Annotated in this window: 9 protein-coding genes; 5 read left to right on the forward strand and 4 right to left on the reverse strand. The window is 61.8% G+C overall.

Translation table 11 applies throughout. The features are described 5' to 3' along the window. The first annotated feature begins 349 nt into the window (after positions 1–349). The 5 genes from ACUN0E_RS10880 (at position 350) to ACUN0E_RS10900 (ending at position 8,553) form a co-directional block, all read left to right on the forward strand. Complete coding sequence (locus ACUN0E_RS10880; RefSeq protein ID WP_408237102.1) at positions 350–3,574, forward strand: efflux RND transporter permease subunit; 3,225 nt, start codon at positions 350–352, stop codon at positions 3,572–3,574. Between the two features lie 35 nt (positions 3,575–3,609). Further along, complete coding sequence (locus ACUN0E_RS10885) at positions 3,610–4,833, forward strand: efflux RND transporter periplasmic adaptor subunit (RefSeq protein ID WP_445566567.1); 1,224 nt, start codon at positions 3,610–3,612, stop codon at positions 4,831–4,833. A 50-nt stretch (positions 4,834–4,883) separates the two neighbouring features. Further along, positions 4,884–6,362, forward strand: coding sequence for an efflux transporter outer membrane subunit (locus ACUN0E_RS10890; RefSeq protein ID WP_445570419.1), 1,479 nt, complete (start codon positions 4,884–4,886; stop codon positions 6,360–6,362). A gap of 83 nt (positions 6,363–6,445) precedes the next feature. After that, the gene (locus tag ACUN0E_RS10895) at positions 6,446–7,132 is read left to right on the forward strand and encodes a heavy metal response regulator transcription factor (RefSeq protein ID WP_091802526.1); all 687 of its coding nucleotides are present in this window, start codon (positions 6,446–6,448) and stop codon (positions 7,130–7,132) included. Further along, positions 7,129–8,553 (forward strand): heavy metal sensor histidine kinase, encoded by a 1,425-nt coding sequence (locus tag ACUN0E_RS10900; RefSeq protein ID WP_408237094.1) that lies wholly within the window; start codon positions 7,129–7,131, stop codon positions 8,551–8,553. Before ACUN0E_RS10895 ends, ACUN0E_RS10900 begins: the two co-directional genes overlap by 4 nt. Here ACUN0E_RS10900 and dinB read toward each other — a convergent pair. The 4 genes from dinB to ACUN0E_RS10920 all read right to left on the reverse strand — a co-directional run bounded on the left by dinB (position 8,550) and on the right by ACUN0E_RS10920 (position 13,873). Further along, on the reverse strand, positions 8,550–9,716 hold the full coding sequence (gene dinB / locus ACUN0E_RS10905) for a DNA polymerase IV (RefSeq protein ID WP_408237091.1): 1,167 nt from the start codon (positions 9,714–9,716) through the stop codon (positions 8,550–8,552). The genes ACUN0E_RS10900 and dinB overlap by 4 nt on opposite strands. A 274-nt stretch (positions 9,717–9,990) precedes the next feature. After that, on the reverse strand, positions 9,991–11,139 hold the full coding sequence (locus ACUN0E_RS10910; protein WP_408237088.1) for a substrate-binding domain-containing protein: 1,149 nt from the start codon (positions 11,137–11,139) through the stop codon (positions 9,991–9,993). A gap of 119 nt (positions 11,140–11,258) precedes the next feature. Continuing rightward, the gene (locus ACUN0E_RS10915) at positions 11,259–12,260 is read right to left on the reverse strand and encodes an ABC transporter permease (RefSeq protein WP_408237085.1); all 1,002 of its coding nucleotides are present in this window, start codon (positions 12,258–12,260) and stop codon (positions 11,259–11,261) included. Next, on the reverse strand, positions 12,257–13,873 hold the full coding sequence (locus ACUN0E_RS10920) for a sugar ABC transporter ATP-binding protein (protein ID WP_445566568.1): 1,617 nt from the start codon (positions 13,871–13,873) through the stop codon (positions 12,257–12,259). Before ACUN0E_RS10920 ends, ACUN0E_RS10915 begins: the two co-directional genes overlap by 4 nt. Between the last annotated feature and the right edge of the window lie 124 nt (positions 13,874–13,997).

The following is a 13,997-nucleotide window of genomic DNA, read 5'->3' on the forward strand; positions in this document are numbered from 1 at the left end:
TTTAATCTAAAGGCATGTTTCGCGGTATTACAGCGAGACATGCCTTTAGCAATTCCATTAAAAGCGCTTATCTCCCTCTTATCAAACGTTTGCGCATCATCAACCCGCATGCGTTTGAAGCATCGCCTATCCTTGCATTAGCCTTCCTGACAAATTCGCCATTTTGGCGCCATGCAGGCGTTGGTGCTACCGATCTAGCATAAGGCCTGATTCACCGGGAGAGGCGCGGGCATTGGCCCCGGCAACGTGGTCTCATGTTTGCCGGCTTCAGCATGTCGAATGCTGAAACAGCGCGACCGTCCAGTCACGGCGATTCAATTCCTTATCGGCATTCTCTCGGGCGCGTTTCATGTGGATCGTCAACGTTGCGCTTAAGCGGCCATACACGTTCATCGTGATGGCCATCCTGATCTTGCTGGCAACGCCCTATGTGCTGTTGACCACGCCGGTCGACGTGTTGCCGGAAATCAATATTCCGGTGGTCAGCATCATCTGGAGTTACACGGGCTTGTCGGCCGAAGACATGGCCAACCGCATCACGTCGGTCAACGAGCGCAGTCTGACCACCACGGTCAACGACATCGAGCACATCGAATCGCAGTCGCTTGCGGGCATCACGATTCTCAAGGTGTTCCTGCAGCCGAACGCGAATATCCAGACAGCGATCGCCCAGACGGTGGCCGTCGAACAGGCGCAGCTCAAACAGATGCCACCAGGCGCCACCCCGCCCCTGGTGATCAGCTACTCGGCTTCCAGTATTCCGGTGATCCAGCTCGGCTTGTCGAGTCCGAAGCTCTCCGAGCAGGCGCTCAACGACACTGCGCTGAACTTCCTGCGCCCGCAACTGGTGACGATTCCGGGCGCGGCCGTGCCGTATCCGTACGGCGGCAAATCGCGTCTGATCTCAGTCGACCTCAACACACGCGCACTGCTCGCAAAGGGCCTGACGCCATCCGATGTGGTCAGCGCGTTCAATGCGCAAAACCTGATTCTGCCCACCGGCACGGCCAAGATCGGACCGAAGGAATACACGATCAATATGAACGGCTCGCCCGCCACGGTGGAAGGGCTCAACGACATTCCGGTGCGCACGCTCAATGGCGCGACGACGTATCTGCGTGAAGTCGCTCATGTGCGCGACGGCTTCTCGCCGCAAACCAATATCGTGCGGCAGGATGGACATCGCGGCGTACTGATGTCGGTACTGAAGAACGGCAGTGCGTCGACACTCTCGATCGTCAATACGCTGCAAGGCCTGCTGCCGGCGGCGCGCGCCGCGTTGCCGCCGGACCTGCACATCACGGCGCTGTTCGACCAGTCGGTGTTCGTGAAAGCGGCGGTGCAGGGTGTGGTGCGTGAGGCCCTGGTTGCCGCCGCGTTGACTGCTGCGATGATTCTGCTGTTTCTCGGCAATTGGCGCAGCACCTGCATCATCGCGATTTCGATTCCGCTGTCGATCCTGTCCTCGCTGATCGCACTGCACGCGCTGGGGCAAACCATCAACATCATGACGCTGGGCGGCCTCGCGCTGGCGGTCGGGATTCTGGTCGATGACGCGACGGTGACGATCGAGAACATCGAGCGGCACCTGCATATGGGCACGAATCTGCACGATGCGATTCTCGACGGCGCCGGCGAAATCGCGATTCCGGCCCTCGTGTCGACGCTGTGTATCTGTATCGTGTTCGTGCCGATGTTCTTCCTGACCGGCGTCGCGCGTTACCTGTTCGTGCCGCTCGCCGAAGCGGTGGTGTTCGCGATGCTCGCTTCGTACGTCCTGTCGCGCACGCTGGTGCCGACGTTGGCGATGCTGTTGATGGGCCACGCGCACAAACCCAAGGCCGGTGCCAGGCCGAATCTGTTCATGCGGCTCTATCACCGCTTCGACGCCGGTTTCGAGCGCATGCGCGGCGCCTACATCGTAATTCTCAGTAGCGTGCTGGTGCGCCGGGGCCGCTTCGGCGGTCTGTTCCTTGGTTTCTGCATCGTGTCGATGGGACTGGTCTTCGTGCTCGGCGAAGACTTTTTCCCGAATGTGGACGCGGGCGACATTCGCCTGCATATGCGTGCGCCAACCGGCACCCGCATCGAGGAAACCGCGCGTCTCGCGGATGAAGTCGAGAAAGTGATCCGCGAGGTCGTGCCGCCTAAAGATCTCGGCACGATCCTCGACAATCTCGGCTTGCCGTATAGCGGTATTAATCTCTCGTATAGTAACTCGGGCACGATTGGCACGCTCGACGGCGAAATTCAGGTGGCCCTGAACGAAGACCACAAGCCGACGCAAACCTACATGGACAAATTGCGCGCGGTCTTGCCGAAGCGCTTTCCGGGCGTCGAGTTCTTTTTTCAACCGGCCGACATCGTCACGCAGATTCTCAACTTCGGCCTGCCCGCCGCCGTGGACGTGCAGATTTCCGGTGCGGATCAGGAAGGTAACTTCGATGTTGCACGCAAGCTGCTAAAACAGGTGCGGATGATCCCCGGCACCGTCGACACTCACATCCAGCAGAAACTGGACGAACCGGCCATCAATCTTCAGATGGACCGCACGCGCCTGCAGCAACTCAACCTGAGCGCGAGCAATGTGGCGCAAAACGTGCTCATTTCCTTGTCGGGCAGTTCGCAGACGTCGCCGGGTTTCTGGTTCAACAACAAGAACGGTGTCGAATACAACGTCGCGGTGCAAACGCCGCAGTATCAGATTTCGTCGATCGATGAGTTGCTGCGTACGCCTGTATCGGGCGCGGCCAACGGACCGACGCAACTGCTCGGCAACCTGGTGCGGGTCTCGCCGCAGAATCAGTTCGCGGAAGTTACACACTACAACATCAGGCCGGTGATCGACCTTTACGTGAGCGTCGAGAAGCGTGACCTGGGGAGCGTCGCGAATCAGGTCGACAAGCTGGTGAATAACGTGCGTGCATCGCTGCCGCGCGGCAGTCAGATCACCCTGCGCGGCCAGGTGCAGACCATGCGCAGTTCATTCTTCGGTCTGGGTCTTGGCGTGGCGATGGCGATCGTGCTGGTGTATCTGCTGATCGTGGTGAATTTCCAGTCGTGGGTCGATCCGCTGATCATCATCAGCGCCTTGCCCGCGGCACTGGCGGGCATCGTATGGATGCTGTTTTTGACCGGCACGCATTTGAGTGTGCCCGCATTGACCGGCGCGATCATGACAATGGGCGTCGCGACTGCCAACAGTATTTTGATGGTGTCGTTCGCGCGCCAGCGGCTCACCGCTGGTGCACCGCCGCTCACCGCTGCGCTCGAAGCCGGTGCAAGCCGGATCAGGCCGGTGCTGATGACCGCGTTCGCGATGATCATCGGCATGATTCCGATGGCGCTGGGTCTCGGCGAGGGCGCCGAGCAGAACGCGCCGCTTGGCCGCGCGGTGATCGGTGGATTGCTGTTCGCTACCGTGTCCACGCTGTTTTTCGTGCCGCTGGTGTTCGCGGGCATTCATACGCGCCTCGCGCGGCGCCACCGCGACGATGACGACACAGATACCACGGGTGGCCACGGCAACGACGGCCCAGCGCCAAACCACGGCGGCGAAGGCAAACCCGCGTAACGTTAATTGACGGCTGACTGAGATGGCTGACTGAGATGACCGAAAAAACTCATGCATCGCTGGCGATTCCCTCGCGAGAAACCGACGGCGGCCACGCCTTGCCGCCGCGCAATCGAGAATGGAAGCGCGCCAAAATCGCTGTCTGGATCGTGCTGGTGCTGCTCGCAGTGGGCGCGTTGCGTACAGTGATCGCAGATGTTCTGCAAAACCGCTCGGTCGCTGAAACGACTCAACAGAACGCCGCGCAGTATGTGAACGTGGTGAGTCCGACGCAAACGGAAGGTGGCGGCAACACTTTGCTGCCGGGCACGTTGCGCGGCAATGTCGAATCGCCGATCTACGCACGCTCGACTGGGTATCTGCTGCACTGGTACGCCGATATCGGCGCGCGCGTGAAGCAGGGGCAACTGCTCGCCGATCTGGATACGCCGGAAATCGATCAGGAACTTGCGCAGGCGTTGGCACAGCGTCAGCAAACCAGTTCGAGTCTCGGCCTCGCCAAAAGCTCGCTGGATCGCTGGCAGCAACTGCGTCAACGCGATGCGGTCTCGCAGCAGGAACTCGACGAACGGCAGAGCACCTACACGCAGGACATCGCCAACCTCGCCGCTGCCGATGCCAACGTGAAACGCCTGCAGCAACTCGAATCGTTCAAGCGCATCGTCGCGCCGTTTTCGGGTGTGATCACGCAGCGTAATGTCGATGTCGGCGACCTGATCGACGCGGGCAGCGGCACGAGCCGTGCGCTGTTCGCACTGGCGCAGTCGGACCCGTTGCGGGTCTATGTGCAATTGCCGCAGGCGTACGCGCAAAACGTGTCGGTCGGACAGAAGGTCGTGGTCACGCAGGCTGAATTGCCGGGTCAGCAGTTCCACGGAACGATCACGCACATCTCCGGTGCGATCGACGTGCCGACCCGCTCACTGCAAATCGAAGTGACCTTGCCGAATCCCGACGACAAGCTGCGGCCCGGCGCGTATGTGCAGGTGGCCGTGCCGGCGGTCGCCCATGCGCAATTGATGGTGCCGGGCAATGCCTTGCTGTTTCGCGCCGAAGGACCACGCGTCGCGGTGGTCGATGCGAATGGCAACGTGGAATTGCGCAAGATCGTGATCGCGCAGGACCTGGGGCAGTCGCTCGAAATCGAAAGCGGGATCGAGGCGAACGACAAGATCATCATCAACCCGAGCGATTCGATCGCGGACGGCGATCACGTGCAGATCACGCAGCCGCAGAAAAACGGCAAGGGGGCGTCGTGATCTCGAAGCAGGCGGGCGCTTATCGGGCAGCGGTAACGACGCAGACGACACTGAGGGCACTTGCGGCCGCCGCGAGCGCGGCCTTGCTGGCCGCGTGCACAGTCGGCCCGGATTATCAGCGTCCGCAAGCCGAGGTACCGCCGACCTGGCAAACCGATTCGTACTGGCGCGTCGCGGCGCCTTCGCATGCGCCGATCTCGCCGGACTGGTGGAGCGCATTCGGCGATCCGACGCTCATCACACTGGAAACGCAGGCGCTCGCGCAGAATCAGACGCTTGCCGCGGCGAGCGCGCACTATGAGCAGGCCAAAGCCACGCTTGCGAATACGCGCGCCCAGCAGATTCCCGAGGTCGATGCGACGGCGGCGGGATCGCGCTTCAGAGTCTCAAAGGACCGTCCGCTCACGAATTACGCCACACCGACTACCTCGACCGTGCAGAACAATCTGCAACTCGGTCCGACGATCAACTACGACACCGATTTATTCGGACGGATACGTCGCGAAGTGGAAGGTGCCGCTGCCTCCGCGCAACAATCGGCCGACGATCTCGCCAACGCACGGCTCGTCCTTACCACCGATCTCGCCACCGACTATTTCTCGCTGCGTGAACTCGACGCCGAGATCGACGTGCTGAATCAATCGGTGAAATTGCAACAAAAGGCGCTCGATTACGTCACGAGCGAGCACGACCTCGGCTCGGTGTCCGGACTCGACGTGTTGCAACAGAAGTCGCTACTCGATTCGACCCGTGTGCAGGCGCAACTCCTGTTGAATCAGCGCGCACAGTTCGAACATGCGATTGCCGCACTGGCCGGCGTGCCCGCGCCGCAGTTCGCCATCGAACCCAAGGTAATCGACGTGGGTGTGCCGCCGATTCCGCTTGGCTTGCCGAGCGACGTATTGCAACGCCGTCCGGATATCGCATCCGCGGAGCGCGCGATGGCCGCGGCGAACGCGCAGATCGGCGTCGCCAAAGCAGCGTTCTTTCCGAGCCTGACGCTGACGCCGGGCATCGGCTGGGAAAGCACGCAGTTCGCAAGCCTGCTGAGCGCGCCTACGCTGATGTGGACGCTTGGCGCGACGGTTGGCCAGGTACTGTTCGACGGTGGCCGCCGGGCGGCGAACGTGAAATTCGCGAGCGAAGGCTACCAGGCGAGCGAGGCGAATTATCGGCAAACTGTGCTAACCGCGTTCCAGCAGGTGCAGGACGGCATCACCGGCCTGTCGGTGCTGGACGGTGCGGCGAAGCAGTCGCACGAGGCGGTGACCGATGCGCAGCATCTGCTCTCGCTTGCCAACGACCGTTATTCGGGCGGCCTGGTCGCCTACCTCGACGTCATCACCGCGCAGCAGTCGCTACTGACCAGTGAGCGTCAGGACGTGCAGATTCATGGCCAGCAGATGACGCTGTCGGTTTCGCTGGTGAAGGCGCTGGGCGGCGGTTGGGACGCCGACACGAAGATTTCGGGCGTGCAGGCGCCCAGCAGCACCGCGGACACGAAGGAGGCAATGGCTCCCGCGAAGTGAAGTGAGCCGCCCGACAATGACACGGCCAGACAGAAACGAGGAAAGCGAAGCGTTTCGTATAATGCAGATACAAGGGGACGCGCATGAAATTGCTGATCGTTGAAGACGAGCATAAGGTAGTGGACTACCTGCGCTCCGGTTTGACAGAGCAGGGCTGGGTTGTCGACGTCGCGCTCGACGGCGAGGAAGGCATGCATCTGGCCACCGAATTCGATTACGACGTCATTGTCCTCGACGTCATGCTGCCCAAACGCGACGGCTTCAGCGTGCTGAAAGCGCTGCGCATGCGCAAGTCGACACCAGTGATCATGCTGACCGCCCGCGATCACGTGAACGACCGTGTGCGCGGTCTGCGCGAAGGCGCCGACGACTACCTCACCAAACCCTTTTCCTTTCTCGAACTGGTCGAGCGGCTGCATGCGCTGGCGCGCCGCACGCGTTCGCAGGAGTCGACGCTGATTTCCGTGGGCGATCTGTTCGTCGACCTGATCGGCCGGCGCGCCACCCGCGACGGCGTACGTCTCGATCTGACCGCCAAGGAATTCCAGTTGCTTAGCGTGCTGGCGCGCCGCCAGGGCGACATCCTCTCGAAGACCGCCATTACCGAACTCGTGTGGGACGTCAACTTCGACAGCCATACCAACGTAGTCGAAACCGCGATCAAACGACTGCGCGCCAAACTCGACGGCCCGTTTTCCTCGAAACTGCTGCATACCGTGCGCGGCATGGGCTACGTGCTCGAGGTACGTGAGGAGGCAGAACAATCATGAACCGTTCTATCGCGCGCCGCCTTGCGTTGATGTTCGCGCTTGTGGCGCTGTTCGTGTTCACGCTGGTCGGCACCGGGCTCTTTGTGGTGTTGCGCACGCAACTCCAGCACCACTTGCGCGAGTCGCTCGACGATCGCACGGAAATCGCACGCATCATCGTTTATCACGCGGTGACACCGGAAAAGTGGCGCATAGCGCGCGAAAAACTCACTGACATGACACCGCACGACGGCAGCACGATGTATTCGGTGTTGAGCACCGATCCGTATTTTCACTATGGCAATCCCGTCGAGGGACCGGTGGTATCGAGCTGGCCGGGCGGCTACACAACTGTTTCACCGGTCGGCGGCGGTGCGGACATGCTGACGATCACGGTGACGATACCGGCTAATGGCGCCCGCCCACCCGTGCAATTGCAGGTCGCCGCCAGCTGTTCGCCAAACCTTCGCACGATGCGCGTGTTCGGTTCGGCGCTCGCCGCGCTGTCCGCATTGGGTAGTCTCGCCGTGCTGTTGCTGAGTTATTCGGTCACGCGGCTCGGTCTTGCGCCGTTGACGCGCCTCACGCGAGATGCGTCCGCGGTGAGCCCGAATAACCGCTCGCAACGTCTGAATACGGCCTCGCTGCCACTTGAATTGAGCGATCTGGCCAACTCGTTCAACGGCGCGCTCGAACGTCTGGACGGCGCATATGGCCGCCTCGAGTCGTTCAACGCGGACGTGGCTCACGAACTGCGTACGCCAGTGACGATTCTGATCGGCCAGACCGAAGTGGCGCTGACGCGTAACCGCTCGGTCGACGATTTGCGCCATACGCTGCAATCGAATCTCGAAGAGTTCGAGCGCATGCGCGCGATCATCAACGACATGCTGTTCCTCGCTCGCGCCGACCAGGGCGAGCGCGCGACGGGCCTCGTCGAAGTGTCGCTGGCCGCGGAAGTTGCGCATACGCTGGAATTTCTGGAGATTCCGCTGGAAGAAGCGCGCGTGCATGCGCAATTGCGCGGCGATGCTGTGGCACGTGTGAACCGCTCGCTGTTCGGCCGTGCCTGCACGAATCTGTTGATGAACGCGATCCAGCACTGCGCGCCGGGCGCGGGGATTACGGTGACGATCTCGGATGCAGCGGATCAGTTGCGCGTAGCGGTGGCCAACCCGGGGGAGCCGATCGAGCCTGCCGTGCTCGAACACCTGTTCGACCGGTTCTATCGCGCGGAAGTGTCTCGCACCAATAGCCGCGAAAACCATGGCTTGGGTCTCGCGATCGTGAAGGCCATTGCGGAAATGCATCGCGGCACGGTGTCGGTGGAAAGTGCGGACGGAGTTAACACGTTTGCGTTTTCGATTGCGGCGTCGAGTGTGGAAACCAGCTTGCCGGCGGCGCGCAAGAATGCCGGTGTCCCTGTGGAAGCGGCAGGTTAATCGTCGCCGGCAAAAGGCAAATCGGCCTGAACCGGCAGACGCTGTTTCGCCGGTTGCGCGTTGGCCGGCGTCAATGCGCTCACGCGCACCCCCAGCAGCCGCAGCTTGCGATTCAATTCCACGCGCCTTAGACATTCGGTTGCGGCGCGCCGTATTTCGGTAGCGTCGGCGGTCGGTTCGTCGAGCGTCAGGTCGCGCGTGACCGTGCGGAAATCGTCGTAGCGCAGCTTGATGCCCACGGTGCGGCCCACATATCCTTTGCGCACCAGATCTTCCGCGACCCGCACGCATAAGCCGGTAAACGAACTCGACAAGGCCGGGCGATCATGACGCGGATGCAGATCGCGTTCGAAGGTCGTTTCACGACTCATCGACTTGGGTTCCGATTCGACCACGACTGGCCGCTCGTCGTAGCCTTGCGCGACTTGCATGAGCCACGCCGAGTAGCTGCGCCCGAAGTGGTCCTGCAGCAGACCCGCGTCCGCCGCCGCCAGATCGCCCACGGTGCCGAGACCGAGCGCGGTGAGTTTTTCCGCGGCCTTCGGGCCGATCCCGTTGACTTTGCGCACCGGCAACGGCCACACGCGTAATGGCACGTCCGCAGGCGTCAGGATCGTGAGACCGTCGGGTTTGTCGAGTTCGGAGCCGATTTTCGCCAGCAGCTTGTTCGGCGCCACGCAAATGGAGCAGGTGAGGCCGGTCGCCTGATTGACGGCCTGCTTGATGCGCGCGGCGATCTCGACTGGCTCGCCCGGCAGCTCGGTAAGGTCGATATAGATTTCGTCGATACCGCGGTCTTCGATCCGGTCCGTGAACGCGGCGACCGCCGCTTTGAACAGGCGCGAGTAGTGGCGATACGACTCGAAATCCGTGGGCAGCAGAATCGCGTCGGGCGCCAGCACGGCCGCTTTCATCATGCCCATTGCTGAGAACACGCCGAGCGCGCGGGCTTCGTAGGTGGAGGTGGTCACCACGCCGCGGCCCGCGTAATCGCGCAGCTTCGCAAAGCGGCGGCTGCCGTCTTCAAGCGTTTGCGGCACGCCATTGCGGCCGCCGCCGATTACCACCGCCTTGCCACGCAGTTCCGGATAGCGCAGGAGTTCAACGGACGCGTAGAACGCGTCCATGTCCAGGTGCGCGATGCGGCGGCTGACAGAACTCATGGGTGGCGGATGGGGTGACTGCGCGGGCAGCGAGCATAACAGTCGATGCACTTGCCGTGCTGCCGCTGTCTGATGGCTTGCTGCGTCGGGTGTCAGGACGCGCGAACCATAATGCGCGCGCGCCGGACGCCAAACCGTAATATTACCTTGCTCCGCCTGGGCAAGGTGCCGCGCCTGAGGGCTCGAACAGGCACAACCCGTCACGAGCGGTTACACATGATCCGGGCGCTGGAATGGCGTCCGGATCAGGCGTGCCTGATGTTACCCACGCGCATCACCCGCAAGCCGGTTTGGCTTTCTTGCATGCGTCGGCCAGTTGGGGCGGCGGGTCTTTCTTGAACACCGTCTTATAAGACTCGAGCACGTTCGACTGAACCACCGGCAGAGACTGCACGCCGATCCACGCGGGCGGTGTCTGTCCGATCAGCGCCTTCATCATCGCCATGGCCTCGGCCACGCCTTGATCGTACGGTCGTTGCGAGCCGGTTGCCTTGAGCGGTCCGCCCTTGGCAATTTCGATCGCGGACTGAAGGCCCAGGTCGACCGTCGTGACGGGAATATTCACACCTTGCGCCCGCATCGACGTCAGCGTGTCGAGCGCCGGTTGATCCCAGACGGCGAACAAGCCCTTGACGTCCGGATTCCCGGTGAGGAAATCGCCCGCGATTTGCCCCACTTTCGACGGATCCGTAAAGGCGACCTGTTTGACCTTGATGTCCGGACGATTTTTCTTGATCCAGTCGTTGACGGCCTTGGTGCGTTCCGTCGTGCTGAAGTAATCCACGCCGAAATTCACGAGCCCGATCGTGGCGCCGTGCGGGACGCACGAGGCGAGCACCTTCGCCGCGATCTGGCCGTTGCCTTCGCTGTCGGCGGAAATCATCGACGCGTATTGCTCAGGATGCTTGAGGCCCGTCGGCACGTTGTCCATGAACACGAGTTTAATCCCGGCCTCGGACACTTTCTTGTAGGTGGCAGCCGTTGCCGTTCCGTCGACCGGAATGGAGATGATGCCGTCCGGATGGCGCTGGATCGTGTTCTCGATATCCGCGATCTGCTTGTCGACCTGGTATTCGGCCGAAGCCGTGCCGATCACTTCCACGCCGTATTTTTTGAGCGTATCCGTGATGCCTTGCACCTGCAATTGCGACCAGTCGAGATTCATGGTCTGCATCGAAATGCCGACCTTGAACTTGCCGGCTTTGATTTTGGCGATGTCGGCGTCGCTTAGCTTCACGGCATCCACTGAGGCTGCTTTTTCGCCGTTCGGCCCTTGCCCGACAATCGTCTTCGGTCCGATCGAACCGGCCGGCAGGCTGGTCACGCATTGCGCGTAGGCGGCGGGCGTTGCCAGCGCCACGACGGCGGCTGCCGCCGCGATGAAGCTGGGTAGAACACTTCCTGAGCCACGACGATGTTTCATGATTCTTCTCCGTTGGTCTTCATGTTTGTGTTACGTCTCCTGCCATTCACGAACAACGCGGGCACGTGACATCTCGCGTGATCGACGTGCTTTCATTACTTCCCCGGTCACTTCCTGAATCACTTCCTGGTGAAGGCCACAGCCGCGACGATGATCGCCCCCTTGATAACCAGTTGCAGCGATGAACTGACGCCGAGCAGGACCAGCCCATTATTGAGCGTGCCGATGATGAGGCTGCCGAGCAGCGTGCCGAGCACAAAGCCGCGGCCACCGAAGAGACTGCAGCCGCCGAGCGTCACGGAAGCGATCACATCGAGTTCGAGTCCCTGCACAACATCGGGCCGTGCCGCATGCGAGCGCGCGGAGAGCACGAGCGCGGCGAGTCCGGCCAGTGCACCGGTGAGAATGAAGGCGAGCGTAGTCACACGTCTCGTGTTGATGCCGGAGTAGAGTGCCGCCGTTGGATTGCCGCCGGCCGCATAGATCTGCCGGCCGAACACGCTGTAGTGCAGCAGCAGAATGCCCGCGATCACGGCAAGCAGCGTCCAGATGATCGGCACCGGCACGCCAAAAATGTCGCCCTCGCCGAAGATCGCGATGAACGAGTCGTTGGTGATGATCACGGGTCTCGTCGTCGTCACCATCAGGGCGAGTCCGCGTGCGGCGCTCAAGGTGCCGAGCGTCACCAGGAACGAGGGAATGTTCAGTCGCGTGGTCACGACCCCGTTGAGCGCGCCGACGATCGCACCGGTGCCGATGCCGGCAATCGCACCGATGATCCAGTTGTCACCCACGTACGCCATCGCAAGCGCCGCAGACATGCCCGACAGCGCGAGCGTGGATCCGACCGACAGATCGATCTGCCGCGCAATGATCACGAAGGTCATGCCGATTGCGACGATCGACACGAGTGCGGTTTGGCGGCCGATATTCAGGAAGTTGTCGATGGAGAGAAACCAGGGCGACGCCAGGCTGAAAACCACCAGCAGGATCGCGAACGCGCCGTAGAGCGCGTAGGGCCGGTCGCCTTGCAGCAGGAGTTGCGCGATGCGCCGCATACGGCTCTTCTGCGGTGGCGATGCCTGCCGTTCGGCCGTCAGCGGCGAGACAGAATCGTTCATAGTGCGTGCTCGGGGGACTCGATGGAAGAACGGGACAGTTGGATCAGGTGATGAAGCGCTTCGGCGTTGGCGAGTTCAGCGCGCTCGACGGTCTTGACGATCGAGCCGTCCGCGACGATCGAAATCCGGCCGCACAGGCGCAACAGTTCATCGAGGTCCGAGGAGACGACGAGCACGCCGGTGCCCGCGCGCGCGGCATCATGAATCACGCCGTAGATCTCCTCGCGTGCGCCGACGTCGACGCCGACAGTCGGTTCGTCGAGCAGAAGGATCTTGGGGCGCGGGTGGTTCCACTTCGCAAAGACCACTTTTTGCTGGTTGCCGCCGGACAGGAACCTGACTGCGGTCGACGCGCCGGGTGCCTTGACGGACAGCTCTTTCATCGAGCGCTTCGCCTGGTGGACGGCTGCCTGGCTGCGCAGCCATCCCCAGCGAGAAAATTGCGGTAAGCGCGGCAAGGTCAGGTTGCGCTCGATCGAATGATCGAGGACGAGCCCTTCAAGATGACGATCTTCGGGCACCAGCGCCACGCCGAGCTGGATGGCTTCGGCGGGCGTGATACGCGAACGGGATTGACCGTCGATCTCGATGGCGCCCGCTTCGATCCTGCGAATGCCAAAGATGGTTTGCAGTATTTCCGTGCGCCCACTACCGATCAATCCCGCGAGCCCGTGAATCTCGCCAGGACGAATCGTGAGATCGACGTGGTGAAGCCTGTCATTGCTAACGTTCGACAACGCGAGAATGGGTGCAGCGGCGGTGGCGGTGTTGGATGTGGCCAATGTTTGCCGCCCGATAGCAGATTCGTCATCCGCCACGCCGGCGGCCGTCCTCTCCCTCGCCTGCAACGCGGCATGGCCAGGGCCGACGATCGCCGCGACCAGTTGCTTCATATCGGTGTGCGCCGTCTGGAATACGCCGGCATTGGCCCCGTCGCGAAACACGGTGACACGCTGCGAAATCCGGAACACCTCGTTCAACCGATGGGTCACGTAGATCACGCCGACGCCTCGATTCGTGACTGCGCGAATCGCGTCGAACAGGATCTGCTCTTCGCCGCCCGTCAGCGCTGAAGTGGGTTCGTCGAGGATCAGCACGCGCACGTCGCCCATCAGCGCCTTGCAGATTTCGGTCATTTGCCGGTACGCGAAGGGCAACGCGCCAACCGGTGTGCGCGGATCGAGCGGGATGCCGTGCGAGCGGAGGAATTCGCTGACGGTCGCCATCAGTTGCCGGTTCTTCACAAAGCCCAGACGTGTGCGGGGCTCGCGCCCGAGCATCAGATTCGCCCCGACCGACAACGATTCGACAAGGCTCAGATCCTGGTAGACCACGGCGATACCCGCCTCACGCGAGCGCGCCGGCGAATCGAATGCCACTTTCTGACCGGCGATCTCGATGACGCCGTCGTCGTAGGTATGAACGCCGCTGAGAATCTTGATCAACGTGGATTTGCCCGCGCCGTTTTCGCCGAGCAACGCGTGGACTTCGCCGGGCAATACGTCGAGGCTGACGCCGCGCAGCGCCTGTACGCCACCAAATCGCTTGGTGACGCCCGCAACACGGATCAATGGAACCTGAGGCGATGGCGCGACCGCAACCGGCTCACTCATCTGGCATGTCTCCTTCGTCGAACCGACGAAATTTTTCTCTTTGTATGGTGCTGGCGATCGAAACCGTCTTGTGATCTTCGCATCATGAATATGGTGCGTCAATAACATTGCAGGGTGTGGAGAG

The organism is Paraburkholderia sp. D1E, from assembly GCF_052682275.1.